Raw genomic sequence first — 26,069 nt, forward strand, 5'->3', positions numbered from 1 at the left:
CGCGGGTTGAACCCATGCCCCCAATTTCACTAAGCGCGCTCAAAACCGCGCGCAATTTCCCAATCGGTCACAACAGCGTCAAACGCTTCCTGCTCCCACTCCGCCATCCGCACATAATGGTCAACCACGTCATCCCCCATTGCTTCACGCAACATGGTTGATGCCCGCAAGGCCACCGTCGCGTCTTGAAGATTTGTTGGAATCTCAGTGCCACCGGCTTCATACGCATCACCAGTAAGCGCAGCACCGGGATCACATTTTTCCTCGATGCCTTTGATGCCCGCCGCCAAAAGCGCGGCAATCGCCAAATATGGGTTCATATCCGCGCCCGGCACCCGGCATTCCACCCGGACCGCTTTGCTACCATCTCCACACAGACGGAACGCTGCGGTGCGGTTGTCCACCGACCAAACTTTGGCAGTAGGTGCAAAACTGCCCTTTTGGAAGCGTTTATAGCTGTTTACGTAAGGCGCCAAAAACACAGTAATGTCATCGGCGTATTTGAGCAGCCCGCCCAAGTAGTGCCGCGCCAGCTCAGACATACCAAGCTCTGCGTCTTTGTCATAAAACGCCGGTTTGCCGTCCGTGGTCCACAAGGACTGATGCACGTGACTGGCGCTGCCCACTTTGTCATGGCGCCACTTCGGTAAAAACGACACCGCATGCCCTTGCTGCCAGCCAATTTCCTTGGCCGCGTGTTTGGAAACTGTGTGGTATTCGGCCGCCTCCATAGCGCCGCCATAGCGAATATTCAGCTCTTCTTGACCAGTCTCAGCCTCCCCCTTGGAGCCCTCCACCGGAATTCCAGACGCATACAACCCATTACGCAGGGTCCGCATCACACCCTCTTCTTTGGTGGTTTGTAGAATGTGGTAATCTTCGTTGTAGTTGCTAATCGGCGTCAAATCGCGATAGCCGGTCTTCGCCAACTCTTCAAAGCTCTGCTCAAAAATGAAGAACTCAAGCTCGGTGGCGGATACCGCCTCAAACCCCATCTCCGCCAGACGCGCAATTTGTTTTTTCAGCATCGCGCGTGGAGAGTGGGCAATATCGTGGTGACCGTGGTGATCCATCACATCACAAATCACCAGCGCAGTCCCCTCCAACCACGCCGCTTTTCTCAACGTCGAAAGATCGGGCTTCATGAGATAGTCGCCATAGCCCGCCGACCAGCTGGTCGAGGCGTAGCCTTCCACCGTGTACATCTCCAGATCCGTTGCCAGCAGATAGTTGCAGCAATGGGTTTCTTCCCATGCGCTATCGACAAAATGCTGCGCGACAAATCGCTTGCCCATTAATCGGCCCTGCATATCCACAATGCAGGCCAGAACGGTGTCAATCTCACCACTCGCGCTCAGTGCGCCAAGCTCTTCAAGGGTCAGGGTGCCAGGCATCAGATGTACTTTCCTCTTTGATCACCGAAGCCCCATCCAATGACGGGGCTTCGAAATTATTCGTGTAGTGAAGCTTAGCCGTAACGGTACGGACGTCCAGCAGCCTGCATATCAGCGTTGTATTTGCGGAAGATTTCCACCACTTTCGCCTTGGTTGGGCTTTCCGCAGCAATCTCATCCCAGAACTTGACAGCAGCCGTTTCAACCTGCGCCCATTCATCATCAGGGATGGTTGTCAGCTGCATCTTTGTGCCGTTCACACGCAGGTTGGCTTCGCCACCCCAATACCACCACTGGCGGTAGTAGTGAGACTGATCGCAGCACACACGGAACAAAGTCTGAAGATCTTCTGGAAGCTCATTCCAACGGTCCATATTGGCAAAGAAGCTGCCCGCCCATGCACCAGAAATGTTGTTGGTGAGGAAGTAGTTGGTCACGTCGGCCCAACCCACGGTGTAGTCCTCGGTGATGCCGGACCATGCCACGCCATCCAACTCGCCCGTTTGCATGGCAACTTCGATGTCTTCCCACGGCAAGGTCACGGGTACAACGCCAAACTGGCTCAGGAAACGCCCCGCTGTTGGGAACGTAAAGATGCGCTTGCCTTTAAGATCATCAAGCGAGTTGATTGGATCTTTGGTGGCGAAGTGACATGGATCCCAAGAGCCAGCGCTGATATGCTTTACACCAACTTTAGAATACTCTTCATCCCAAATTTCGTTCAGGCCATATTGGTTGAACAGCACAGGCACATCCAACGAATAGCGCGAGCCAAACGGGAAATAGCCGCCAAAAACGGTTACTTCGGTTGGGGATGCCATGGAGTCATCATCAGACTGCACCGCATCAATTGTGCCACGCTGCATGGCGCGGAACAATTCACCTGTTGGCACCAACTGATCGGCGTAAAACAGTTCAATCTGCATGCGATCGCCCGCAATTTTGTTGAACATTTCGATCGCAGGATCGATCACATGCGCCGCCAATGCTGAACCGGCATAGGTCTGCATACGCCATTTAATGGTGCTCTGCGCGAGCGCCGGTGTCGCCAGTGGTGCCGCCATTGCGCCAACACCTGCAGTTTGAAGAAACTTACGTCTAGTCGTCATCTCTTACTCTCCTTGTTGAAATCGGCCCCGTTTGCGGCGCTCTTTTGGTCTCTTATTTTCCGTAAACATAGTTTGGCAGCCACAGCGCGATCTGTGGGAAGATCATGACCAACGTCAGCGCCAGGATCATCACGGCCACAAAGGGCACAATGCTGCGATAGATATCTTTGAGGGTCACCTCACTGGGCGCCATCGCCCGCATGAGGAACAAGTTGTAGCCAAAGGGTGGCGTCATATAGGCGATCTGCGTGGTGATCGTATAAAGCACCCCATACCAGATCAGGTCGAACCCCAGCACTTTGACAAGTGGCACATACAGCGGCGCAACAATCACCAACATGGCAGTGTCGTCCAAAAACGTGCCCATCAAAATGAAGCTCAGCTGCATCAAGATTAGGATCATCCACGGATCCAACCCCAACTGCTCTGTAAACAGATCGTCAATGGCTTTCACCGCACCCAGACCGTCAAACACGGCCCCAAACCCAAGTGCCGCCAAAATGATCCACATAAACATGCACGAAATGCCGAGCGTGCTACGCACCGAATTCTCAAACACTTCTCGTGTCATACGTCCTTTGACCACGGCCGCAACAAATGCGGTGATCGCCCCGATCGCCGAGCTTTCCACCAATGATGTCCAGCCATTTACAAACGGCACCATCATGGTCGCAAAAATCACAATCGGCAGAAGCCCCGCACGGAGCAGTTTCATCTTCTCTTCTCGCGAGATATCGCGATCCGCCTCAGGCAAAGCCGGTCCCAACTCAGGCTGAATGCGGCATCGGATCACCACATATAAGATGAACATTGCCGCCATCATCAGCCCCGGAAACACGCCGGCCAACCACAACTGCCCGACGGGTTGACGCGCAATCATCGCATAAAGAACCAGAACCACGGATGGCGGCACCAGAATACCCAAGCTGGACCCAGCCTGTATCACACCGGTCACCATCCGCTTGTCATAGCCACGCTTCAAAAGCTCCGGCAACGCAATGGTCGCGCCAATCGCCATCCCCGCCACGCTTAGCCCGTTCATGGCCGAAATCAGCACCATCAGAAGGATCGTGCCAATCGCCAAGCCGCCGCGCACCGGCCCCATCCAGACGTGGAACATCTTATAAAGGTCGTCCGCAATTTTGCTCTCGCTCAGCACGTAGCCCATAAAGATGAACATCGGCAGCGTTAGCAGCGGATACCACTTCATCAGTTTCATTGCAGCCGAGAAGCCAATATCAGACCCACCAGTCCCCCACAGAAATACCGCCGCAAGCACACCAACAAATCCAATTGCTCCAAAGACGCGCTGCCCCGTCATGAGCATCAGCATCATGGTCGAAAACATTAGTATGGCGATCATCTCGTAAGACATCAGTAGTCGACTCCGCGAATGCGCGCGATGTCTTTAAGCAGTTCAGAAACAGCCTGTAAGAGCATCAAAATAAAACCCAAAAGCATGATTAGCTTGATAGGCCAAAGAACAGGTCGCCACGCTGTCGGACTGCGTTCGATGTACCCCAAGACCTCATTCGCGGCCTCTTTCCCACCGGTCAAGAAAGCCCAAACCAAATCCCTATAGAACGAATAAGGCTCCACTCCAAAATGGCCTAAGGCATAAGCGCTGGAGCCAACAGCGCCATGGATCAGGATCGCCAAATAGAAGATCAAGAAGAACACCGTCATGGCGTCGACCATGGCCCTTTGACGGAGCGTCCATTCGCCGTAGAACAAATCCATACGCACGTTGGAACCCATCTGAACAGAATATGGGCCACCCAGAATGTAGTACGTGACCATGGCAAACTGTGCCATCTCCAACGTCCACATCGATGGTGTCATGAACGTCTTTGAAAACGAAGACCACAACAAGATCGCCATCATCACGAAGATACCGTACATCACAAACCGACCAACGCGGCGATTAAAGCCGTCGACCAGTCGGATATAGAGCTTGAGGATCACCGGCATCAGACGCTCCCTTTTTGCGAACTGGAGGCATAAATCGCCGCAATACCGTGCCGCAACGCGTCCTCGATGACATCAGCCACTAAGTCGACAGCACCACTGTCCGTCAGCAAATCATTGCGCACTTCAAGCATCACATTCGGGATTTTATTGGGCAGCGCGTAGGCTCTGAGTGAATGCGTGACCCCATCTTCGGGTCCATACGGCGCGTTGCGCTGGATCTTGAAAGGCGCGTCCCGCAGCGCAGACAGCATATGATCAGCCAACCTGGCATCGTGATCGTGCAAAATACCGACCTCAACGTCGCGCCGTGCGCCATGATACACAGGTGTAAACGAGTGCACAGTGACCATCGCTTTCGGTTCGATTACGGCCAATGCCTGTTCTGTTGCTGCCCTAAACGGCGTATAGATTTGCTCCACGCGGTCGCGCCGCTCTATCTCAGTGAGGTTGGCATTCCCGGGGATATCGAACACTTCGCTGCGTTTGGGAATCGCGCTATCGACCTCTGGAGGCCTGTTGCAGTCATACAGAAGTCGGGACACCTGCCCCGCCACATAGGTCGCCCCAAACCGACCAGCCAACGCCTTTGTTAGCTCCAAAGCGCCTGGATCCCACGCAACGTGACTTCGCCGAACATCTTCAGAAATGCCCAGATCGCCGAGCTCAGGCGGAAAGTTGCAAGATGCGTGCTCGCAAACGAACATGACATCACAGGGCGCAATAGGCCCCACAACGTTTACCACATCCTCTTCTTTCAGCATTTGTCACGCCCCCATCTTTGAACAAACTTCTTCAGGCTAGGCCGTCCTGTCAACATTATTTCTGAAACTTTCTCTTCTTTTTTATTCAGCCTGAAACTATGATGACAAAAATGCACAAGGGATGGGCAGCTCATTGGCCGATACGGCGCAAGAACATATAAAGAAAGTATACGCCAGCCTCACGCGCGCGGAACGCCAACTGGCCGGGGTGATACTCGAAAACTACCCCATGTCAGGCATGGGTTCGATAACACGGCTCGCGGATAAGGCTTCGGTATCCACACCGACAGTGGCGCGGATGGTTCAAAAACTTGGATATTCGGGTTTCCCTGAGTTTCAAGATGCCCTGCGAAGCGAGGTCGAAGCACGCTTCTCAAATCCCATCGCCAAACATGAAAGCTGGGCTCAAAGTGTTCCCGAAGGCCATATACTAAATCGCTTCACAGATGCGGTCATCACCAATATCCGCCAAACACTCGCCAATGTGGATCCAGAACAATTTGATGCGTTGACGGATTTGCTGGCAAACGAACACCACGCACTCTACATCACTGGCGGTCGGATAACCCACGCTCTTAGCGAATATCTGCACCTTCACATGCAGGTCATTCGCTCTCGCGTGCGCCATATTCGCGGCACCTCAAACGCTTGGCCACATGACCTGCTGGATATTGCGTCTGGCGATGTGGTTTTAATCTACGACATTCGCCGGTACGAGAATTCGACACTCCGTCTTGCAGAGATTGCCAAAGCTCAAGGTGCGCGCATCGCGCTGATTACAGACCAATGGCAAAGCCCGATCAGTCAGTATGCGGATGTGTCACTCAATTGTCGTATCGAAGCCCCTTCCGCATGGGACTCTACGGTGGCGATGATGCTGCTCTCTGAGACACTCATAGCCGCCGTTCAAGAAGCAAGCTGGGCGCGTACAGAGAGCCGGATGCGCAATCTGGAAGACATGTTTGATCAAACAAAGATCTTCCGGAAATTTGTTTGACACGGCTTATGTTTCCTAAAGCCTCACCGCAACCCTAGGTTAAGTTTGCAACTTTTTGTCGAATTCCTGACAAAATCCACGCGGCAGAGCGAAAAAAGCATCGAAAAAGATAGGCATTAAGGTTTTCTTAACTTTTTGTCTCCGGCCTCTATTACGCCCCTTTCTGGACGTATTCTCTTGCCACAGTAACTTCAAACCGAACCGCCAGAAGGCGAGCTTGGTATGTTTTGTTTGAGTTTCATGCGTTCTGGACCACGGCAGCCACAGAAAGGGCTGAGCGATGAAAATATTGGCTGTAGACGACGATGAGAGCATTTGTGCGCTTCTGACCGAAGCCGTGTCGACAAAAACGAAGCATCACATTGTGACGGCGGCTTCAGGCCCGGAGGCAATCCGAACCATTGCCAAAGCAAAAATCCCATTTGATTGTTTCCTATTAGACATTCAAATGCCGATAATGGATGGCATCACGCTGGTTCACAGAATTCGGAAGACCAAGGGGCATGCACGCACACCAATCTTGATGCTCACAGCCACCTCGCAAAAGAAGTACATCGACGCTGCATTCGCTGCAGGTGCCACAGATTTTGTCACAAAGCCCTTCGATTTCTTGGAGCTGTTTAGTCGTATTTCCATAGCCGGCCGACTTGTATCCGAACACAAACGCGTTGCAGAAAAATCGTGGGAAATGGTTTCGCTAAAGCGTGATCTTATGCACAATACCAGCCACAGCTTGACCGAACCGGTTGAGCTCATGGGGGTCACACAGGTCTTGGGTTACGTAAGCTTCGAAGACCATTTGCTTAGCCTGTCGCGCACGGAACTCAAGTCCAAAGCGGCTTTTGCAACAAAAGTTAAAGGCATTGAAACAGCTTACAAAACACTGCCGCCGGTGTCTTTTCGCCACTTCCTGACCGATCTATCCAGTGAACTGATGTCCGTAGTGGCTGACAACGATGCTGTCGCAACTTATCGTGGAAACGGGCTGTTTCTGTGCCTTGTGCCGAACAAACGACAGCTTTCACACAAACGAATTGAAGCGGAAATGAATGACCGGTTGGCTTATATTCCGTCAACCCAAATGGACGGGCTTCAGTGTAGAGTAAGCGTAGGGGAGCCGCAAAAGTTGCACTCGTGGCGTGGCACAGGGGCTTTAGTAGCGGTTCAAAAGGCCACGCTCAACGCTGAGATCCGTGCTCGGTCTGAAAACACAGGGGTTGCATCCCTGCGAAAAGCTGTGCGTTTGCATCCAGGCAGCGGGTTTCAAACAGAGATGGAACGTCGTGCTTATGAGAACCTCTTGCAAGATACGCTAAAAGACGATTCCGAAATGCGACCAACCATGGCCGCATTTGGGTAAAGTCAAAAACATCAATGTTTTTTGCGCTTTAAGTCCATAAGTGCGACTTGAACAGGTAGGCCATCAACAAGCATAACTGGCCCTGCCGGTTCTGCAACCAAGCCAAGCGGACGAATCCAACGCGGCCAGATCGCCGGAACCAACCCCATGACCTGATGCGCATTCATGGCCTTCGCGGTTGCAATCAATTTTTGCATCAATTGCAACTGCACTTTTTTGCGTTGGGTCGCAGGCACATCGCGCGCCACAAAAACGCGACTCGCGTCTAAAACGCCCGGATCGATCGGCGCTTCGTCATACAACAAATTGTTTGGTATGGACTCCAGCATGCCCTTTTGCGCATCCCGCACCATGTAAGAATACATGCCGCATCGCGCCGTTGTCGGCGTCAACCGCACTCCAGCGAGAACACGTTCTCCTTCATGTACCGCAATCCAACTGCTGGCAGGCGTGTCGTATTGATCGTATTCCATCCCCGCCACCTCTGGCAGGTCCCAATTGTTCTGAATTATGAAGGACTGCTTGCGCGCCCTCAGCAGATTGACCATCAATTCGCCATGCTTGTGCATGTTTTCAAACGAAAGGGTCGTTGTCAGCATATCCATAAGTTCTCCGGATATTCTATTGCCCCAATTTGAAACCAAAAAACTCACACATCGGCACGACCATTCTGGCGCGCACCGTACAATCACCAATTTTCACCTAGAACCAAACACACAGGGAAATCGAAGCGAGAAGCTACATAGTCGGAGGTCTGGACCCCACCCACTTGCAACATTAAGAAACCGCTCACATGAATAGCACTCCTGCATTTCTCAACACAACCCAGCCGAGAAGGAGTGCCCAACCCCTAAAACACCTTTTATTCGATTGAGACATAAATTTTCGCCAACATCTACCGAAAAATCTCACCATTTCGAAATTGAGGGGCGCTACAGCGCTACGAACACAGTTTTAAAAATTTTAGCTGAATTTCGCCTAAATGGTTTACACTCTATCAACCTTTTTTCCCGAAGGTTGGGACACCGCTAGGGTAGAGGCGTGCCAACACCTCAAAATCTCCTCGGCCAAAACACCAAAATGCCACCTTGTTTTAAAAGGATCGGCCTCAACAGCGCTTATAAAGTAAGCATCAACAGGGGATTGCCATGCAGGCATACTTTTTGAATTTTCACGTAAAGGGTGAGATTGCCCATACGCTACTGCTGTCCGAGCCGGAACCAAGGTTGTTGGTGGATATTTCTGCGACGACCGCAACAGACGCAGAGGCGCCAGGTTTCCGCTACCCCAAACGGGTCAGCTTTACAGTGCGAGATCAAGATTTGATTGAACGTTTCCGCGCCAATGTCTCGCCCGGTGATATCATTGAAGCTACTGGCACATTTGACCAATCTGGATATGTACCGCATCAACGTGGGCATGTAGACACCACCTTTGAACTGCTGGACTTTGTCCAATTTGAAGCTGGCTCTGACTTGAAACATGATGGGCGCGTTTTCTCGACCGCTCAGACCTCTCGCCCCAACTAACGATTTCCCATTCTTGACGAGAGCTAACCACGTTCAGAACACATTCGGCGCGTTAACTAGATCTTAAAGCCGGCCGCAGGGTCTGCAAACCACTCAAAGATCAATTCCGGATGTCGCAGAATGCACATTGAACACCCATTACGGCCGTGGCGTGCACGGCCCCTTATGCGAGCTGTAGCCAAACGGTTGCAGCTGTTGCGTCCTGCCAAACATCCGCGCGTAGAACACTCACGTCGCATAAAACAGCAAATACACGACTTCGCGAATGGTGGCGTAGCGCTGTTTTGGCAACGACAAGGTATCTACGCAGGCGCGGGTTTTCTGTGCGGATTTTATTACTCGTGGCCATTGGCCGCCTTTTGCTACCTTCTGGTGCAGGCCGCCGACTTGTTTGATAGTGCGATTTGTTTTCGGGTGATCAACCGCACCGACCATTCGCTCCGCCACAGCCATAAACTGCTGCGGCGCTTGTTTTTGTCTAATCTGTTGTCTTCTATATCCATCGCAACGTTCACGTTGCTGTTGGCCCGGCTGGAAGGTCCAACCGAACATTTTACATCTTTGTTCTTCTTGTTTGCTGCGGGTCTGTTTGCAGCCGTGAACAACCACCAATTGCCACAAGTCCTGGCCATGCGCCTCATCATCTACGGCGCCCTCTTTGTTTTCATCCCAGCGTTCGACATTCTCATTCATGACGCCGCTTTCACATCCAAGATGTGGATGCACTTTGCTACATCATTGTTTGTATTATATTTTGTGCTCGAATGCTCGACAATATTTCTGCGCATGTATCAACGCACATTGGACCAGATGGATGATTTGCGGGCTGAACGCGACAGGGCGCGAGAAAGCTATGAGATCAAGTCACAATTCGTCTCGGTCGTCAGCCACGAATTGCGTACCCCACTAACCTCAATCATCGGGTCACTGACACTTTTGCGTGAAACGGATTTGTCCCGAAACCCCGAAAGTGCCAACCGCATGCTGGACATTGCGCATAAGAATGGCCAGCGCCTCAGCAAATTGATCAATGATCTTCTCGACATTCAAAAAATGGAAGCCCGCAAAATGGTTTACCATTTCGCCCCGGTCGATCTCAGCGAACTGATCACTGAAGCTGCCCAATCCATAACCCCCTACGCCGACAAATATAATATCGTTGTAAAAACGGTCCCCCCCGCGATCCCGCTCACCATTCGTGCCGACCGCGAACGGCTGATGCAAGTGCTGGACAACCTTCTGTCCAACGCTGTGAAGTTTTCTCATTGCGGTGGATTTATTGAATTGGGGGCGCGGCTGGTTGACGGATGTGCTGTCTTGGAAGTGAGTGACCACGGCATTGGTATTTCAGACGACAACCGCCATCTGGTTTTTGCCAAATTTTCGCAGGTCGACAATTCTGATTGTCGGAGTTTTGACGGCAGTGGTCTCGGCCTGTCTATCGCGCGCCAGATCGTCGAAGATCACGGCGCGTCCATTGATTTTGAGAGCTTCCCCGGTAAAGGCACCCGGTTCTTCGCGATCTTCCCACTGTGCGACACCGAAGACGATATCAGCATTGAGCTACCGCCGCGCCCAGTAGAGGCCTTCGATGTCGCCGACTGAACTTCAGAAAAAACTCGCAGTGTTGCGCCAGAGTTTTTTGTCAGGCCTTCCGGATCGCGAAGCAGAAATTGAAGATTTAACTGCCACACTACTGGAACATGGCCCGCAAACAGCCGCGCTCGAAAAGCTATACTTCGCATCCCACCGCCTGTCAGGGATCAGCGACACCTACGGCTTTCAAAAGCTCGGTGAATTGGCACGCCGTTCTGAAACGCTTCTTGAGCCTATGCGGCACGCTCTTCCCAACAGAGTACAATTTGACACCATACTGCTGGTCACCGATGATCTCAGCGAAGAACTAAATCAGCTCATCGACGCAGCATAGGTCGCACTATGTGTCCTGCGCATTTGCAACCATGTCACGTAGCTGATCAGGCAAGGCCACTGGATCAAAGGGTTTCTGTATTGCCCCTATCGCTGTGGTGCTGATCTCAGATTGGTGCTCCGATGAAATGTCTTTTGACGTCATAAACACCGCTGGCGTCATCGACAAACCCGGCTGCTCGCGCAGGGCAGCCAGTGTCTCAAAGCCGCTCATTCCCGGCATCATAACGTCCAACACAATCAAATCTGGTACAAAGTCAGAAGCCTTTTCAATAGCTTCCCTTCCACCTTTGCATTGCAACACCTCAAACCCGCCCAGATCGGCTAGCGCAAGCGCGGCGATTTCTCGGATATCGGGGTCATCCTCTACATGCAGAATTTTGTGAATTTCAGTCATTGTCAGTGCCCCAGTTCCCCGCGCTCGAAACCGTAACCACACGATCACTCTTTGGGAAGGCGCAATTCGGCAAACAATCCGCGTTCCTTCTTCTATGTGCATTACGTCACGTTGAACACCGATCACCAACCTTGTTCCGTTTTAGCAACCGCTTAAGCTGCAGATGCCATTTGCAGCCAATAGGAGAACCAAATGACCGTGCCTCCCATAAACCAAGAACGCATTGGAAATGCGGTGGTCATCACTTTGAACGATCCTGACCGCTTGAACCCTATTGGTCTAAACACACGCATTCATCTATCAAACGCCCTCACCGAGGCCGAAGAAAACGCCTCCATTCGCGCCATTATATTGACCGGAGCTGGTGGCAACTTCTCCTCAGGCGGTGACATCTCCGCCATGGACGCCCCGATGCGCGTCAAGCGCACCAATTTCGAACACGTCAAGCTCCTCGCAAATCAGATCACCGGCGCTTCGGTCCCTGTGATTGCCGCTGTCGAAGGCTGGGCAGCAGGTGCAGGCATGGCGGTTGCGATGCTTTGCGACACGGTGATTGCCGGAAAATCGGCGCGTTTCATGGCGGCCTTTCCTAAGATTGGGTTGATGCCAGACTATGGCCTTCTGGCGTCTTTGCCAGCGCGTATCGGTCAGTCCCGCGCGCGACAACTCATGTTATACGCAAAACCAGTGGATGCGAGTAAGGCTGAAAGCTGGGGCATGGTGGATGAATTGGTCAACGATGGTCGCGCACTGGAGTCTGCGCTGAACTTGGCCAAACATGTAGAAACCCTTGGCCCAGAGGCTCTCCGCGCTATCAAGGCGTTTGATTCAGGCCGGTTGGACCGCGCCATCGACTATGAGCGGGACTTACAGCCACTTTTTCTTGGCAGTGAAAACGCGAAAGAGGGGCGCGCAGCCTTTTTCGAAAAACGCGCACCAAAGTTCAAAACGAACTGAAGCTTAAAAAGGCCCGCCAGTTTGGCGGGCCTTTTTCAACGTCACACAAAATCGATGTGATGATAGAGCGGCAACTCGCGAATGCGTTGCCCGGTAGCCGCAAAAATCGCATTGGCCAAAGCTGGCGCGGCAGGAGGCACTGGTGGCTCGCCAATCCCGCGCACTTTGTCCGAATTCTCAAGTCCACGCACAAAGATTTCCGGACATTGATTCATCCGCATGCCCTCCGCATCCCAATAGTTGGCCTGCTCCGCCATCCCATCAGAATAGGTGATCTCGCTGTTCATCGCATGCCCGAGTCCAAAGACCACGCCGCCTTGAACAAGGTTTTCAAAGTTGACTGGGTCGATAACCGTCCCCACATCGGCCGCAACCCAAACCTTGTCGATCTTGATACCATCATCCGTGTTGGTGACTTCGATCACCTCAGCAACAGGCACGCCAAAACTCTCGACAAACGCGATGCCGCGTCCCTTATTGGGGGCAAGTGGACTGCCCCAATTGGACATCTCCCCCACAGCTTCCAAAACCTTGCGACTTACGTCGTGCTCCATCAAACGAATACGTTCCGCAAGCGGATCAGCTCCCGCCTCGTGGATCAACTCATCCAGCAAACAGTCGAAGAAGAACCCACCAGCAGAAGCTCCAACCGAGCGCCAACTCGACACTGGTGCCAATTCTGGCACACGATAGGCCCGCATGCGGAAGTTTTCGAGGCCATAGGGGTTGTTCCAAGCGCCTGCCGAAATCTGGGTATCAGGTCCAGGTATGTTCAGTCCGATCCTTCCCATCTGCGAAACGATCACAGATGGCATTGCAACCTGAAGGTCTGCGGCGACGACTTTGCCGTCCTTTACCGCGCCCGCACCACGCGCCATGCCAATGTGACGCGTGTAGTCATGCGCAAAGTCTTCTTCACGGCTGTAGGTCAACTTCACCGGCGTTCCCGGCATGGTGTTGGCCACTTCGGTTGCCAACTTGATGTGATCAAATTCCAACCGATGGCCAAAGCTGCCGCCCATGTAAAGATTGATGAAATCAACCTGCTCGGCCTCATGTCCAGTAATCGCAGCCACCTGCTGCTGCACCATCCGTGGGAATTGGTGGCCGGTCCAAACGGTGACTTTGTTGTCCTCAACCAGAACCGTCGCGTTCAATGGCTCCAACGGCGCGTGGGCCACGTAAGGCACGCGATATTCGGCCTCAAGCGCTTGACCAACGGCCATGGCTGAGACCACATCTCCATCATTGCGCCACTCTTTGTCGAGCAGCTCATCGGTGAATGATGCCGCGACCGCATCCCAGTGCGCATCCTGCTCGGCAGGGTAAGGCGCGTCAGCCCAATCAAACTCGATGGCCTCTGCCGCCTTGAGCGCACGCCATGTGTTATCCGCGACAACCGCCACACCGCCCGTGACCTCAACAATTTTTTGAACACCGCGCATGTTTTTCGCAGCACTCGCGTCATAACTGTTCATGCCACCGCCCTTACGAGGGTTGCATACCACAGCCGCCTGAACAGCACCGTCGATCTCAAGATCGACACCGTAACGCATCGTGCCTGTGGATTTCGACACCATATCAATACGTTGCATGGGCTTGCCGATCAAACGCCACTCAGACGGCGCGCGCAACGTGATCGCGGTCACGGGATCAAGTTTTGCTGCCTCGGCTGCAAGCTCTGTGTACTTTAGTTCTGTGCCATCTGGCAGCATAACCGCACCATTGGCTGTCTTAAGGTCGGCAACTGGCACGCCGCTTAGGTTGCTCGCAGCAAGTTTCAGAGTTTCCCGCGCAACAGCGCCCGCTTCGCGCAGCTTTACAAAACTGTCGGGCACTGCGCTTGATCCACCAGTGCCTTGTAGCCCCATAAGCTTGATCATGCCGCCCATCACGCTGCGCATCGTTTCCGCACCGAAGCTTGTGTCCGTGGACATGAATGGCACGCCATCATCGGCCATCGCTGTGTTCCAGTAGGCTTTGTCTGGCTTGCCAAAGCTTGTTTCGAACTGGCCGAATTCAACATCCAACTCTTCTGCAATCAACGCCGCCTGTGCATGCATGATGCCCTGGCCCTTGTCGCCATGTGGGCCAATCAAAGTGATCTTTTCGTTGTCGATCAGCACCCATGGGTTAAACGTCGCTGCGCCATCGGCGAGATCTTTTTCCAATGGGTTGTCATACGGCGTGCGCACTTTATAGACGCCAAACGCCACACCGCCAGCCACAGCAGCCGCGCCAACCAAAAACGTACGGCGTGCAATTTTTCCGACTTTACCCATACCCTACGCCCCCTGCAGCTTTGCGGCGGCAGTCTTAACTGCCGCGCGAATACGAGGATACGTGCCACAGCGACACAAGTTGCCCGCCATCGCTTCATCGATGTCAGCGTCGCTCGGGTTTGAAATCTCAGACAACAAAGACGCAGCCTGCATGATCTGACCAGATTGGCAATATCCGCACTGCGCCACTTGCTGCTCAACCCAAGCCTCCTGCACCGCATGCAAAGCATCAGGTTGCCCCAAACCTTCGATGGTCGTCACAGGCCCCTCCACATCAGACATCGTTGTCTGGCAGGAGCGCACAGCGACACCGTCGATGTGCACCGTGCAGGCTCCGCATGCAGCAACGCCACATCCGTATTTCACCCCTTTGATACCAAGCTCGTCTCTCAGCACCCACAACAATGGCATGTCGTCTTCGACATCCACAGTATAAGGTTTTCCATCCACGATCAGTTGCATAAGCGGCCTCCCGTTCATTTTGGCGCGTTTTACCTTCTCTCATATAGGATAGCCCTTCGCTCCGTAATTCCACTCGCAGATCGTGCCAAACTACACTCTCATTGGCACGGTTTCACGAGGACGTACGAATCACGCCGAAAACTTCTGCCGCACCGCAGAAACTCCAACTTGAATGTTAGCGATACCGTGAGCGGAACCGATAGCGGCACCACTCAGGTTTAACGCTAACATATTAAATTTTCACAGGTTTTTACCTTTCGAAAAGACTTTTGCGGCTCTATAGCAAAAGGCAACTTCTCAACGTTCAGAGCAGCACAGGAGCTCCGCATGACTGTTACCGTCGGCATCAATGGATTTGGTCGCATCGGCCGCTGCACGCTTATGCACATTGCTGAAGAAGCTCGCGAGGATGTGCGGGTTGTAAAGGTCAATGCTACCGGCCCTTTAGACACCGCCGCGCACCTGATCCGTTATGACAGTGTTCATGGCCGTTTCCGCAACGAAGTGATTGCTGGCAATGGCACCATGGACGTGGGCCAAGGCCCAATGCGGATGTACTCGACCTATGACATGGACGAACTCGATTGGGACGGCGTGGACATTGTTCTGGAATGTACCGGCCAATTCAACGATGGCACAAAGGCCGCCAAACACCTGGAGCGCGGCGCAAAGAAAGTGCTGATTTCTGCACCAGCAAAGAACGTCCAGAAAACAATCGTGTTTGGCGTGAACGATCATCAGCTTGAAGCCAATGACAACATGATTTCCAATGGCTCTTGTACAACCAATTGCCTTGCGCCTGTGGCCAAAATTCTCAACAACGCTTTTGGCATCGAAAGCGGAATCATGACCACGATCCACGCCTACACCGGGGATCAGCCAACCTTGGACCGCCGTCATAGTGACTTGTACCGTGCAAGATCTGCCGCCATGTCAATGATCCCAACCTCCACAGGAGCCGCCAAAGCCTTGGGTGAAGTGCTGCCGGAGTTGAAGGGAAAATTGGACGGCTCTGCCATCCGCGTACCGACACCAAACGTTTCCGCTGTTGATCTAACGTTTACCGCATCCAAAGACGTAACCGCAGCCGATGTGAACGCAGTTATGGCCGAAGCAGCCGCCGGTGAGATGAAAGGTGTTCTGGGGTACTGCGAAGCACCTTTGGTGTCTGTGGACTTCAACCACACCTGCGAAAGCGCGACCTTTGCGGCTGATCAGACAAAAGTACTGGGCGGACGCCTTGTACGTGTGCTTGCATGGTATGACAACGAATGGGGGTTCTCTGCGCGCATGGCAGATGTGGCCGCCAAGATGGGCCGCATCTAAGCGACATCTGAGACACGATCTTGCGCCTCTTGACCGGGTCGGGCATATCTGAATCCGACCACTATTCTATATCAGGGGGCGCAACGCGCTATGACCAATCCAATTGCCGTATTTTTGGTTTTGCTCATCCTGACCGGCTTGGGTTTGGATATGGTGTTTAACGACAGCGCGACCTCTTTGCTGATCACCAAGAAATTTTTCGACCTGATTGAGTGGACGGCCTTCTGGCGCTGACTTGCTGGCTCGGTTTTGCAAAGATCAAAAGAGCGCGGCCCAAACACATCTGAAACCTATCCAACGCGGGCCATTCTCAGGCTCCAAAGGTCTCTAACTTTTGAGCCGATATCCCGTTTTTAGCATCTGCCAAGCCAAGCCGCATAACGCCAGTGTCACGCCAGTTACCACTGCCAGCCCAAGTATAGGGCTGCCATCCGACACACCAATCATCCCATAACGCGCGCCATCGATCAGATAGAAAATCGGGTTCACTCGTGTGAAGGTTTGCAACACCTCCGGTAAAGCACTGACAGAATAAAATGTGCCAGACAGAAACGCCAAAGGCGTGACAATAAAATTTGTGATTGCGGCCATCTGATCGAACTTGTTGGCAAAAATACCTGCAACAATGCCAACCGCTCCCATCATGGCGCCACCAAGCAACACAAAAGTTAGCGCCCAAATTGGATGGGCCACGCCCTGCCCCAACACAATCCACAATGCGAGTGAAATCGCCACTGCAACACACAGGCCGCGCGCCACGGCACCAGCCAGATATCCCAACACCAACTCAAGCGGAGCAAGCGGGGGCATCAACGTATCCACGATGTTGCCCTGAACTTTAGAAATGACAATTGAGGAGGACGTATTGGCGAACGCGTTTTGGATCACCGTCATCGTCATAATACCCGGAATGAGGAAGGTCAGAAACGGCACCCCCATGACATCCCCGCGGCTGGGTCCAATGGCGATTGAAAAAATGAGTAGGAACAAGCCTGCCGTGACCAATGGTGCCAGAAGGGTTTGCGTCCAGACGGCTACAAACCGCAAAATCTCACGCTTGGCCAACGTGCCAAGGCCGAGCCAGTTCACCCGTCCAAAGCGACGGACACCCATTTGAAGGTGCGTTTCTTGGTCCGACGCCGGATTTTGCATGCCCATTTCCCCGTATTCCTGTGACCGCAGCGCCATGGCTGGCCAAAGCAGTGATTCTTCGCCTTGTAACTCGGGCTGTGGTGATTAGAATAGACCCCTGATCAAGAAATGCAGAGGCGGCCTGACAAAGGGCCGCTTTTTAGCTGAGGAAGTGACGGATGTCCTGGACCGACGAGCGCGTAGAGCTGTTGAAAAAAATGTGGGGCGAGGGCCAATCGGCCAGCCAGATCGCCAAAGAGCTGGGCGGGGTAACCCGCAACGCGGTGATTGGCAAAGTGCACCGTCTGGGCCTGTCCAACCGCGCCACTGGTGGGGCGAAAGCTGACGCAAAACCCAAAGCCGAGGCCAAGAAAGCCGTGCCCAAGGCCAAGGCCGCGCCCAAAGCAACCGCCAAAGCTGCGCCAAAGGCGGAGCCAAAACCAGAGCCCAAAACCGAGCCTGCCGTGGCCGCAAAACCCGCCACTTCGCTGCGTAAGGCTATTATTCCGGCTGGCCAACCCCTGCCACCACAGCCTTCCGCCAATGAAATCAGCCCGGAGGCGCTTGCCAAAGTCAATGAGGTGGAAAAATCCGCTAAAAAATTGACCTTGATGGAGCTGACAGAGCGCACATGTAAATGGCCCGTAGGCGATCCTGCGACTTCAGAATTCTGGTTCTGCGGTTTGCCTGTACAGGCTGGCAAACCGTATTGCGAAGCCCATGTTGGTGTGGCTTTCCAACCTATGAGCGCGCGCCGCGATCGCAAACGGTAACGCCACATAAAAGACAGACATATAAAAAGCCTCGCAGATCGCGAGGCTTTTTGATTTTGCGGCACCACTAACCTATCCCACCAATTTCACCTGAGGCGGCTGCGTGGGGTGCGTGTCGCTCTGTGTCTCAAATTGACGCCGCATTTCCTCAGCCTGCGCAAAAAAAGCTTCTCGCACTTCTGCCGCGTAGGGGTTTGCAACCTCGATAGCATGTAAGACAGTTGGCGGATCATCCTGAACCATGCAAACAGCCTCGCGCAGAAGATCAAAGCTCGCTGTGGTCAAACGCTCTGGCAATGGCCCCAAATCGCTCAACACCTTGCCAATCAGATGGGTGACGCCCTGCACCATCGCCAGCTCCCTATCGTGTGCATCAGCGGTGGTCACGATCACCTCCAGTCCGCGTGCTTTCAAGAACGCGGCCACACGACGCCAGCGGCTTCCGCGTACAGGGCACAACGCAATTTTGCGCCCCAACACACTCTCTTTCGCGCTTTGCGGGCCAAAAAGTGGATGGGTCCCCAACACCTCTACATGCTCCGGCAAATGGCGACGCATGTCCTGAATCGGCGCGACTTTCACCGAACCAACATCCACGACCAACGTACCGGGGCGCAAATGTGGTGCCAAAGCTCTGCATACATGCGCCATGCGCGCCACAGGCACCGCCAGAATGACAATGCTACATTGTGCCACTTCCGCCAGCCCCTGAAGTGGCACCCGCCGCCCATCAGGCATCAACGCACGGCTGAAGGCAGGATCACAAATCGTCAGGTCGCAGTGTGCCGCAAGCTCTCGCACAATGAGGCGGCCAAAACCGCCAAACCCCACCAACCCCACATCTAGAGGTTGTTTGTTCATCATACCGCGCGCAGAATTTATGTTTGTGTTCAGTCCCATGGTCAGGCCCCGTATTTGGGCCACGTCCTTCAGGGATGGATATGAATGGAAGTCTGTTCTTTGGCTTCATCCCCGTCAAACGCGGCAGATGAAGATGCAAAAGACCCCGCCACTATGTGGACAGAGGATAATACATGCCAAAAAAGATGCTTATGTTGTTCATGCCGATTTGGTCGCATGACCAACGGTCCGCTGTCAACCCGCAGACAAGCCCCTCACGAAATCTGATGCGGAAGCGGCTCGGTCAGATCCAGCCAACGTACATAAAGCGCACAGGCCAATGACAACACAACAATCCCCAACATCATCAGCAAACTCACGACAACCCCGGTCTCCGCAACCAAAACAGCGCCGGTGACACTTGTCATAACCGCCCCCACCGCGACGCTCATCGCCCCTGACAAGCCCGAGGCGCTGCCCGCCAGCTTGGGTCGCACCGACATGGCACCACTGTTGGTGGAGGGCAATGTGATCCCATTGCCAAGACCAACAAAAATGACGCTAGCAACATAGGCAAACGGATGCACAACACCTGCCAGCGCAACCAGCAGCCCCACACTGAGCCCGAAAAGTGCCACAACTCGCCCGCCAATGATCAGTTTCCAAAGCGGAACACGTGTTGCAAGCCTTCCTGATAAAAACGACCCAAACGAGAAGCCAAGCGCGATCGCGCCAACCGTTACCCCAACCGTGGTGGGTTGCAGATCAAAGACTTCCGCCCCAATCAAAACCGCTGCCGTGATGTAAATGTAGAACGCCCCCACAGAGAAACTGCTGCATAATGCATATCCCCAAAAGCGGCGCGACTTTAGCAACTCAGGATAGGAGGCAAACTGTTCCTTCATCGTGGCGGCTCGGTTTAAGTTGGTCTCGCCTAAGTCACGCCAACACCAAACAAAAAGCCCAACACCAACAACAGCATAGACTAGAAAGTTAGAGCGCCAGCCAAAGCTCTCATGCAAAAACCCTCCAAGTGTCGGTCCTGTCATCGGTGCAATGGCCATCACCATGGAGATGTAACCCAACTTGCTGGCCGCTTCTTGTGGCCCATGCATATCCCGCACCACGGCACGGCTTAGCGCAATCCCCACCACGCCTGCGGCCTGTAGCATGCGCCAGAACAGAAATCCCTCGATGCTTAAGGCCAGAAGGCATCCAAACGAACCAAGTGCAAACACCGCCAATCCCAACAGCATGACCGGCCGCCGACCAAAGCGATCTGACAAGGGCCCAATGATGATCTGCAACACCACGGTAACCGCTAGGAATCCGCCCATGGACAAGTTGGCAACCGCGTAGTTGACGCCATATTCTTCGGCGATCGCAGCAAGCGACGGCAGAAACATATTCAGAGACAAAACTGACATCGCTGTCAGCAATACCAACGTGTTCAGATGCGGCGCACTTCGCGCGGAAGGTGCGCCAGACAACACGCTCAATTACCGCCAAGCAATTTGAGAAGGCCCTTGGTCGCTTCTTCTTCGAGCTTCTTTTTTAGGGCGTCTTCGGAGGATTGTCCTTCCTCTTTCTGCAGCCCCAGTTCCTTTTCCAATGCCTTCACAGCTTCATCTTCCACAGCCTTGATTTCTTTATCAAAGCTTCCTTTGATCGCGGCATCCAAGTCAGGCACAATGCTTGGGTTGCTCCAGCTGCCCCGCACTTTGACCGGCACAATCAGGCTTGCACCATCCGCGCCACGCAACTGAGGTGTGAACAGGTAGTCGATGGTCTGCTGACCAATTCCGACGGTGCCTTTGCCAGTTGCTGCCATACGTGGCAAACCCATCGCCAAGTCGTCGTTGCGAAGCACGCCATCGGTGATGGTCCAGCTGGCAGACATGTTGTCAAACACCGTGGTGCCTCCGGTCACATCCCCACGCAACAGCCGGTCCAAGTCTATCCCGGCAATGGTGCCCCGGCCAACCTGCATGGCCCCGTCGCCACTCAGCTGTTTCATCAAGGCATCAAGGCTCTGTCCGGAGCTCAGAAACCGGCTTTCAAAGTCTGCTTTACCTGTGAACCGGCCCAGCCCCGCCGTCGCTTGCAACAACGGCTGCAACGCAACCTGCGTCACCGAAAGATCGCCACGCACCGAAAGCCCATTCCGGTTGTTGGCAACAAACGTTCCCGCAACCGTGCCCTCATAGGCTGCCATCTCCGAAAGCGTCGCAACGGCTCGGGCCCGATCAATCTCAACCGTCGCACGCGTTCGGCCAATCTCCAAGCCGCCCAATTGCATCGTTTCTGCGGCAAAAGTGATTGTGCCATCCACCAATCCCAATGCGCTGGCATCAATGGGATCTTCAGACCATCCGACAGACACGCCCTCCGTCTCGGAAGCTTGAGCGCCGTCCGTTGTTCCCAGCATCAACGCATCGGTGGCAATCTGGGCGGTCACCCTCGGGCGCACACCAGACAACTCTACATCCGCCTGAACGGCCAAGACATTGCCCAATGCTTCCACTTCGCCGCCACGCAACGTCAACTGGGCGTCACGCGTCAAGGTTACCTCACCGCCTACTTTCAACGGCCCCTCCACGCCACCAGCGCCCAGCGCCGCCAAAAACGCCGCCCCATCGGGCGCATCCAAGTGCACCCGTCCACTTGCTTCTGGGGCGATACCGACACGCCCGTCAAACGACGCCTGACCGCCGGCTGCAGACAAGGTTGCAGAGACATCTGACACGCCTCCCTGCAATAACACCAAAGGTGCCACAACAGATGCCGCAACATCCATGTCAGTGCCAAACGGGGCGGCTTGCAACGAGATATCCGCCGCCTGCCCGCGCCCTGGCCAACGCATTTGCAGCGACAGACCTGAAATTTCCTGTCGTGCACCACCATGCTCAATATACCGCACGCGCGCATCGCTCAGAACCAGACGGTCCAACGCAAAATCTTCATAAGATGTCGCCTCAGGCGCGGCACCACTTTCCGGGGCCTGCGTCGCCGTCGTTGCCTCGCTTAAGTCCCAATTTGCTTGTCCGTTTTTCCCACGCTCAAGCAGCACATCTGGCGCCACCAACTCGATGTTTTTGATCCGGATGTTGCCACCAAGCGCCGCCATAACATCCACGCCAATCACCGCTTTCTGGGCGGAGAACATCGGCCCTAGGTCCGACCAAGCTGCGTTGCCAAAACTGACATCTTCCGCACTGACACCCAGCACTGGATACCAGCTGATCCCAACGGCACCGCCAAAGGTCAAATCCCGCCCGGTCTGCGATTTGACCTGATCTGCCGCCAGTTTTGCAATCTTCTCACCCGGCAGGGCGACAATCAAAACCACCGCGCCGATCACCAAAATCACTGCCGCTGCCACAATCGTTCGGATCACCTTCATAGGGACCTCCTTCACTTGCTCTGCTTTCAGCCTATGCGCGCGCAGCGACGCAAGCAATCACACAGACCGGGGAAAATGCGTCATCGGGCTGCATACAGGTCCCGACCAACACTCCTGACCACTCTCAATTGTCTCGGGGTCACTTGGCCGCAAAGCCGCGTGAGACGGAGCTCCACGCCACCACCATTCCCTTTGCCAAATCAACCGCGCTCCCATATATGGCCCCCATGTCCAGCAACCCGCCAGAACTCCGCCCCGATCTCGCCCGCACCACGCTCACCGGTGATGCGCGCCCCGGCCAGCCCACCATCGGCATGGTCTCCCTTGGCTGTCCCAAAGCCTTGGTCGACAGCGAACGCATCCTCACGCGCCTGCGCGCCGAGGGCTATGGTATCTCGCCGGAGTATTCTGGCGCTGATGCGGTGATTGTGAACACCTGTGGCTTTCTGGATTCCGCCAAGGCCGAAAGCCTTGAGGCCATCGGCGAAGCCATCCAAGAAAACGGCAAAGTCATCGTGACCGGCTGTCTTGGTGCTGAGCCCGAGTATATCACCGGCGCTCATCCAAAGGTGCTCGCCGTGACCGGCCCACACCAATATGAACAAGTGCTAGATGCGGTGCACGGTGCGGTCCCGCCCAGCCCCGATCCCTTTATCGATCTTTTGCCAGCCAACAACGTGTCGCTCACACCGCGCCACTACAGCTATCTAAAGATTTCAGAGGGGTGTAACCACAAGTGCAAGTTCTGCATCATCCCGGATATGCGCGGCAAACTGGCGTCCCGTCCGGTGCATGCGATCCTGCGCGAAGCTGAAAAGCTGGTCGACAACGGTGTGCGCGAACTGCTGGTGATCTCACAAGACACCTCCGCTTACGGGCTCGACCGCAAATACTCCACCCACCCGTGGAAAGACCGGGAGGTGCGCAGCCACATCACCGATCTGTCGCGCGAACTCGGCCAATTTGACGCTTGGGTGCGCCTGCACTACGTCTACCCCTACCCCCATGTGCGCGAGCTGATCCCGCTGATGGCAGACGGCCTGATCCTGCCCTACTTGGACATCCCCTTCCAACACAGCCACCCAGACACGCTCAAACGCATGGCGCGCCCGGCACACACCTCCAAAACCCTGACCGAGATCGCTGCATGGCGCGACATCTGTCCAGACATTACCCTGCGTTCCACCTTCATCGTCGGCTATCCCGGCGAAACCGAGGCCGAATTCCAACACCTGCTGGATTGGATGGACGAGGCGCAACTGGATCGCGTGGGCTGTTTTCAGTACGAAAACGTCGATGGCGCGCGCTCCAACGATCTGCCCGATCATGTGCCAGCGGAGGTCAAACAAGAGCGCTGGGACCGGTTTATGGAGAAAGCCCAAGCGATTTCAGAGGCCAAACTGGCCGCCAAAGTTGGCAAAACCATGGATGTGATTGTGGACGACATTGATGAGGACGGCATCGCCACCTGCCGCACCAAAGCCGACGCACCAGAGATCGACGGCAACCTGTTCATTGACGAAGGCACAGACGGGCTGAAAGTTGGCGATATCGTCAGCGTTGAAGTTGATGAGGCTGGCGAGTATGATTTGTGGGGTAAACTCGGATAACGAAACTCTCCCGTGGCGAGCTTCCCGGCGCACAGGTAGTTAAAGTCAAAGGTGTCGAAAACGACCACGACAATCCTGATCGCTCCAAATCAGACAACGTGAACCGAAAGAAGTAGCACCCCGGCGCCTGCCCTTCGGGGCGCGCTGGCTGAACCAAAAGTTCAGTTCAAGCGTATCCTATTCAAACACGAGAATAGGACATGCCATGCCCAAAACCCGCGTGCTCTACAACGCAGATTGCCCGGTCTGCAACGCAGAAATCTGCCACTACCGCGATTACAGTAAGGCCCAAGGACTCACGCTTGGCTTTGATGATCTCAACACCGATGCCTTGAAAGATTGGGATATCGATGCGGACACCGCAGCACGAAGATTGCATGTGATCCACAACGGAAGGCTCTACGATGGAATCCCGGCGTTCCTAGTTCTCTGGCAGGAAATGCCCCGCTATCGATGGCTTGCCCGCCTTGTTGGCTTGCCCGGCATCCGACACCTCGCTTGCCTGCTGTACGATTGGGCTTTGGCTCCCCTGATTTATCGCAATCATCTGCGTCGTATGAGACAGCGCGCGGCGGCATCTGATCACCTCTGCTGAAGCAACCTGTCAAACACCTCTGCATGTTTGCAGAATTCAGGCGCTTGAGAGGCCTGTTGCGCCTGACAGGCCAGCCAATCTTTACACGCCGCGCTCGCACAACATCGCCGACACTGAGTGACCATCGTGGCATACTCTTTGGCGGTTAACTGTCCTCCGGCCAACGCCTCACTCAGCGAAACACCCAAACTGCGCGCCACGCTGCGGGTCAGCCAGAAATGTGTTTGGGGATCGCCCAGCATCGACACCCTGCCCATCACTCCTGTACCTCCAATGCGGTCTTGAGTTGGGCAAACCGTGCTTGGTTGGCGCAGCCCTCCGGCGCGTTTTCAGCGGGGCTGTCAGCCAGCGCCTGCTGCGCCTGCCACCGGCCACAACCTGCCTCCCAATCGCAGCCGCGACAGTGCTCCACCATTTCGGCCCAGTCTTTCTGTGACAACGCAGCGGCCTCCCTCGCCGCCACCAGGTCGGTCTGCGTCAGCTGCGCCATGCGCTGCGCCAACCAGTAATGATGCCTGCGATCTCCAAGAGGTTTCATCCGCTGGCCCCCAATCACATTCCCGCCTTCAGCCGATGTAGCAAAGGCACGTTTCGGCAATATGTGGGGGCGTCTTTGGCAACCTGAGTGACCTGCAACCGCGCTGCGCAATCTGTTGGATTGCTACATCCGGTACAGCGCGTCACCGCCTCTGAAATCTCATCAAAGCTCAGCGCGCCACGAATTGCAGCCTCCTGCAAATCCATGCCCAATTGCGTTGCCATGTCGTCAAACAATGCTGCGTGGCGTTTGATGGTGATGCTCCGGTCCATGCACATATCTCCTGTGTCGCATGTCCCAAGTGTAGCAGCGCCCGTCCAAGCGCCCCTTGATATGCATCAAAGTTGTCTAGCCCAAAGCCTCCAGATAGGCCCGCACGCAGTCCTGCACCCGCCGGAACCGATCTCCACCAAGCTTCACACCGCCATACCAACGCGTCACCACCACGATGTGATCGCTCAACGCTTCACGTTCCAACATCCGCAAGATCACCAACCCTGCGCCGCTTTCGCCATCATCGCTTTTGAGCGGCGTGCCATCGCTGAGCAACACAGCCCACGTGTTGTGCGTCGCCTTGGCAAACTTCTTGTTGCGCTTTAACTCCTTGAGGAACATATCCGCCGCTTTGCGGTCCGCCACCGGTGCGCCGGAAACCGCGTATTTGCTGCCCCGATCGGTGACCACATTGGTCAATTGCAGCATGAA

General features: G+C 54.5%; 29 protein-coding genes. 11 read left to right on the plus strand and 18 right to left on the minus strand.

All coding sequences use genetic code 11. The features are described 5' to 3' along the window. Positions 1-29 precede the first annotated feature (29 nt). The 5 genes from ABWV47_RS04110 to ABWV47_RS04130 form a co-directional block, all read right to left on the minus strand. On the minus strand, positions 30-1,394 hold the full coding sequence (locus ABWV47_RS04110; RefSeq protein ID WP_353308614.1) for a glutamine synthetase family protein: 1,365 nt from the start codon (positions 1,392-1,394) through the stop codon (positions 30-32). Between the two features lie 74 nt (positions 1,395-1,468). Continuing rightward, positions 1,469-2,503 (minus strand): TRAP transporter substrate-binding protein, encoded by a 1,035-nt coding sequence (locus ABWV47_RS04115; RefSeq protein ID WP_353308615.1) that lies wholly within the window; start codon positions 2,501-2,503, stop codon positions 1,469-1,471. Positions 2,504-2,555: 52 nt separating this feature from the next. Further along, on the minus strand, positions 2,556-3,878 hold the full coding sequence (locus ABWV47_RS04120) for a TRAP transporter large permease (RefSeq protein ID WP_353308617.1): 1,323 nt from the start codon (positions 3,876-3,878) through the stop codon (positions 2,556-2,558). Beyond that, positions 3,878-4,474 carry a TRAP transporter small permease subunit gene (locus ABWV47_RS04125; RefSeq protein WP_353308619.1) on the minus strand — a complete coding sequence of 199 codons (597 nt, stop codon included), beginning with the start codon at positions 4,472-4,474 and terminating at the stop codon, positions 3,878-3,880. The genes ABWV47_RS04120 and ABWV47_RS04125 overlap by 1 nt, the downstream gene beginning before the upstream one ends. Continuing rightward, positions 4,474-5,235, minus strand: coding sequence for an N-formylglutamate amidohydrolase (locus ABWV47_RS04130; RefSeq protein ID WP_353308621.1), 762 nt, complete (start codon positions 5,233-5,235; stop codon positions 4,474-4,476). Before ABWV47_RS04130 ends, ABWV47_RS04125 begins: the two co-directional genes overlap by 1 nt. Positions 5,236-5,356: 121 nt before the next feature. Here ABWV47_RS04130 and ABWV47_RS04135 point away from each other — a divergent pair, with 121 nt between their 5' ends. Beyond that, on the plus strand, positions 5,357-6,232 hold the full coding sequence (locus ABWV47_RS04135; protein ID WP_353308622.1) for a MurR/RpiR family transcriptional regulator: 876 nt from the start codon (positions 5,357-5,359) through the stop codon (positions 6,230-6,232). Between the two features lie 280 nt (positions 6,233-6,512). Beyond that, positions 6,513-7,592 (plus strand): response regulator, encoded by a 1,080-nt coding sequence (locus tag ABWV47_RS04140; protein ID WP_353308624.1) that lies wholly within the window; start codon positions 6,513-6,515, stop codon positions 7,590-7,592. 11 nt (positions 7,593-7,603) lie between these two features. Here ABWV47_RS04140 and ABWV47_RS04145 read toward each other — a convergent pair whose 3' ends face one another. Beyond that, a complete protein-coding gene (locus ABWV47_RS04145; RefSeq protein ID WP_353308625.1) occupies positions 7,604-8,197 on the minus strand; it encodes an acyl-homoserine-lactone synthase in 594 nt (197 codons plus the stop codon). A gap of 543 nt (positions 8,198-8,740) precedes the next feature. Between ABWV47_RS04145 and ABWV47_RS04150 the strand changes: the two genes are divergently transcribed. After that, entirely contained in the window at positions 8,741-9,121 is a 381-nt protein-coding gene (locus tag ABWV47_RS04150) for a hypothetical protein (protein ID WP_353308627.1), read from the plus strand. 228 nt (positions 9,122-9,349) lie between these two features. Here ABWV47_RS04150 and ABWV47_RS04155 read toward each other — a convergent pair whose 3' ends face one another. Then, complete coding sequence (locus tag ABWV47_RS04155) at positions 9,350-9,814, minus strand: hypothetical protein (protein ID WP_353308628.1); 465 nt, start codon at positions 9,812-9,814, stop codon at positions 9,350-9,352. 93 nt (positions 9,815-9,907) lie between these two features. Here ABWV47_RS04155 and ABWV47_RS04160 point away from each other — a divergent pair, with 93 nt between their 5' ends. Continuing rightward, positions 9,908-10,726: a sensor histidine kinase gene (locus tag ABWV47_RS04160; protein ID WP_353308630.1), complete on the plus strand. Its 819-nt coding sequence runs from the start codon at positions 9,908-9,910 to the stop codon at positions 10,724-10,726. Beyond that, on the plus strand, positions 10,713-11,051 hold the full coding sequence (locus tag ABWV47_RS04165) for an Hpt domain-containing protein (RefSeq protein ID WP_353308631.1): 339 nt from the start codon (positions 10,713-10,715) through the stop codon (positions 11,049-11,051). The genes ABWV47_RS04160 and ABWV47_RS04165 overlap by 14 nt, the downstream gene beginning before the upstream one ends. 6 nt (positions 11,052-11,057) lie before the next feature. Here the strand turns inward: ABWV47_RS04165 and ABWV47_RS04170 are convergent, their stop codons facing one another. After that, the gene (locus ABWV47_RS04170) at positions 11,058-11,447 is read right to left on the minus strand and encodes a response regulator (protein WP_353308633.1); all 390 of its coding nucleotides are present in this window, start codon (positions 11,445-11,447) and stop codon (positions 11,058-11,060) included. Positions 11,448-11,639: 192 nt separating this feature from the next. Here ABWV47_RS04170 and ABWV47_RS04175 point away from each other — a divergent pair, with 192 nt between their 5' ends. Further along, positions 11,640-12,404 (plus strand): enoyl-CoA hydratase/isomerase family protein, encoded by a 765-nt coding sequence (locus tag ABWV47_RS04175; protein ID WP_353308634.1) that lies wholly within the window; start codon positions 11,640-11,642, stop codon positions 12,402-12,404. 41 nt (positions 12,405-12,445) lie between these two features. Here the strand turns inward: ABWV47_RS04175 and ABWV47_RS04180 are convergent, their stop codons facing one another. Both ABWV47_RS04180 and ABWV47_RS04185 read right to left on the minus strand, forming a co-directional pair. Continuing rightward, positions 12,446-14,686 (minus strand): xanthine dehydrogenase family protein molybdopterin-binding subunit, encoded by a 2,241-nt coding sequence (locus ABWV47_RS04180; protein ID WP_353308636.1) that lies wholly within the window; start codon positions 14,684-14,686, stop codon positions 12,446-12,448. A gap of 3 nt (positions 14,687-14,689) precedes the next feature. After that, the gene (locus ABWV47_RS04185) at positions 14,690-15,148 is read right to left on the minus strand and encodes a (2Fe-2S)-binding protein (protein ID WP_353308637.1); all 459 of its coding nucleotides are present in this window, start codon (positions 15,146-15,148) and stop codon (positions 14,690-14,692) included. Between the two features lie 327 nt (positions 15,149-15,475). On the opposite strand from ABWV47_RS04185, the gene gap reads away from it, so the two are divergent. After that, positions 15,476-16,474, plus strand: coding sequence for a type I glyceraldehyde-3-phosphate dehydrogenase (gap, locus tag ABWV47_RS04190; RefSeq protein WP_353308638.1), 999 nt, complete (start codon positions 15,476-15,478; stop codon positions 16,472-16,474). Positions 16,475-16,564: 90 nt separating this feature from the next. After that, complete coding sequence (locus ABWV47_RS04195; protein WP_353308639.1) at positions 16,565-16,708, plus strand: hypothetical protein; 144 nt, start codon at positions 16,565-16,567, stop codon at positions 16,706-16,708. 93 nt (positions 16,709-16,801) lie between these two features. On the opposite strand, the gene ABWV47_RS04200 is transcribed toward ABWV47_RS04195, so the two are convergent. Next, on the minus strand, positions 16,802-17,626 hold the full coding sequence (locus ABWV47_RS04200) for an ABC transporter permease (protein ID WP_422063950.1): 825 nt from the start codon (positions 17,624-17,626) through the stop codon (positions 16,802-16,804). Positions 17,627-17,784: 158 nt separating this feature from the next. Between ABWV47_RS04200 and ABWV47_RS04205 the strand changes: the two genes are divergently transcribed. Further along, positions 17,785-18,378 carry a GcrA family cell cycle regulator gene (locus ABWV47_RS04205; protein ID WP_353308641.1) on the plus strand — a complete coding sequence of 198 codons (594 nt, stop codon included), beginning with the start codon at positions 17,785-17,787 and terminating at the stop codon, positions 18,376-18,378. Positions 18,379-18,450: 72 nt separating this feature from the next. Here the strand turns inward: ABWV47_RS04205 and ABWV47_RS04210 are convergent, their stop codons facing one another. From ABWV47_RS04210 to ABWV47_RS04220, 3 genes are all read right to left on the minus strand, one after another. Further along, positions 18,451-19,278, minus strand: coding sequence for a prephenate dehydrogenase/arogenate dehydrogenase family protein (locus tag ABWV47_RS04210; RefSeq protein ID WP_353308643.1), 828 nt, complete (start codon positions 19,276-19,278; stop codon positions 18,451-18,453). Between the two features lie 215 nt (positions 19,279-19,493). Continuing rightward, positions 19,494-20,711 carry a multidrug effflux MFS transporter gene (locus ABWV47_RS04215; RefSeq protein WP_353309585.1) on the minus strand — a complete coding sequence of 406 codons (1,218 nt, stop codon included), beginning with the start codon at positions 20,709-20,711 and terminating at the stop codon, positions 19,494-19,496. A gap of 2 nt (positions 20,712-20,713) precedes the next feature. Beyond that, complete coding sequence (locus ABWV47_RS04220) at positions 20,714-22,621, minus strand: AsmA family protein (protein ID WP_353308645.1); 1,908 nt, start codon at positions 22,619-22,621, stop codon at positions 20,714-20,716. 227 nt (positions 22,622-22,848) lie between these two features. Here ABWV47_RS04220 and rimO point away from each other — a divergent pair, with 227 nt between their 5' ends. Both rimO and ABWV47_RS04230 read left to right on the plus strand, forming a co-directional pair. Continuing rightward, the gene (gene rimO, locus ABWV47_RS04225; RefSeq protein ID WP_353308647.1) at positions 22,849-24,231 is read left to right on the plus strand and encodes a 30S ribosomal protein S12 methylthiotransferase RimO; all 1,383 of its coding nucleotides are present in this window, start codon (positions 22,849-22,851) and stop codon (positions 24,229-24,231) included. Between the two features lie 205 nt (positions 24,232-24,436). Further along, entirely contained in the window at positions 24,437-24,826 is a 390-nt protein-coding gene (locus ABWV47_RS04230; RefSeq protein ID WP_353308649.1) for a thiol-disulfide oxidoreductase DCC family protein, read from the plus strand. On the opposite strand, the gene ABWV47_RS04235 is transcribed toward ABWV47_RS04230, so the two are convergent. The 4 genes from ABWV47_RS04235 to ABWV47_RS04250 all read right to left on the minus strand — a co-directional run bounded on the left by ABWV47_RS04235 (position 24,814) and on the right by ABWV47_RS04250 (position 26,066). After that, on the minus strand, positions 24,814-25,083 hold the full coding sequence (locus tag ABWV47_RS04235) for a DUF6455 family protein (RefSeq protein ID WP_353308651.1): 270 nt from the start codon (positions 25,081-25,083) through the stop codon (positions 24,814-24,816). The two genes, ABWV47_RS04230 and ABWV47_RS04235, sit on opposite strands and share 13 nt — an antisense overlap. Then, positions 25,083-25,364: a DUF6455 family protein gene (locus ABWV47_RS04240; protein WP_353308653.1), complete on the minus strand. Its 282-nt coding sequence runs from the start codon at positions 25,362-25,364 to the stop codon at positions 25,083-25,085. The genes ABWV47_RS04235 and ABWV47_RS04240 overlap by 1 nt, the downstream gene beginning before the upstream one ends. 14 nt (positions 25,365-25,378) lie before the next feature. Then, positions 25,379-25,636 carry a DUF6455 family protein gene (locus ABWV47_RS04245; RefSeq protein ID WP_353308655.1) on the minus strand — a complete coding sequence of 86 codons (258 nt, stop codon included), beginning with the start codon at positions 25,634-25,636 and terminating at the stop codon, positions 25,379-25,381. Positions 25,637-25,712: 76 nt separating this feature from the next. After that, positions 25,713-26,066 (minus strand): YigZ family protein, encoded by a 354-nt coding sequence (locus ABWV47_RS04250; protein WP_353308657.1) that lies wholly within the window; start codon positions 26,064-26,066, stop codon positions 25,713-25,715. Positions 26,067-26,069 lie beyond the last annotated feature (3 nt).

This window comes from Shimia sp. NS0008-38b, assembly GCF_040370365.1.
Taxonomy (GTDB): domain Bacteria; phylum Pseudomonadota; class Alphaproteobacteria; order Rhodobacterales; family Rhodobacteraceae; genus Shimia.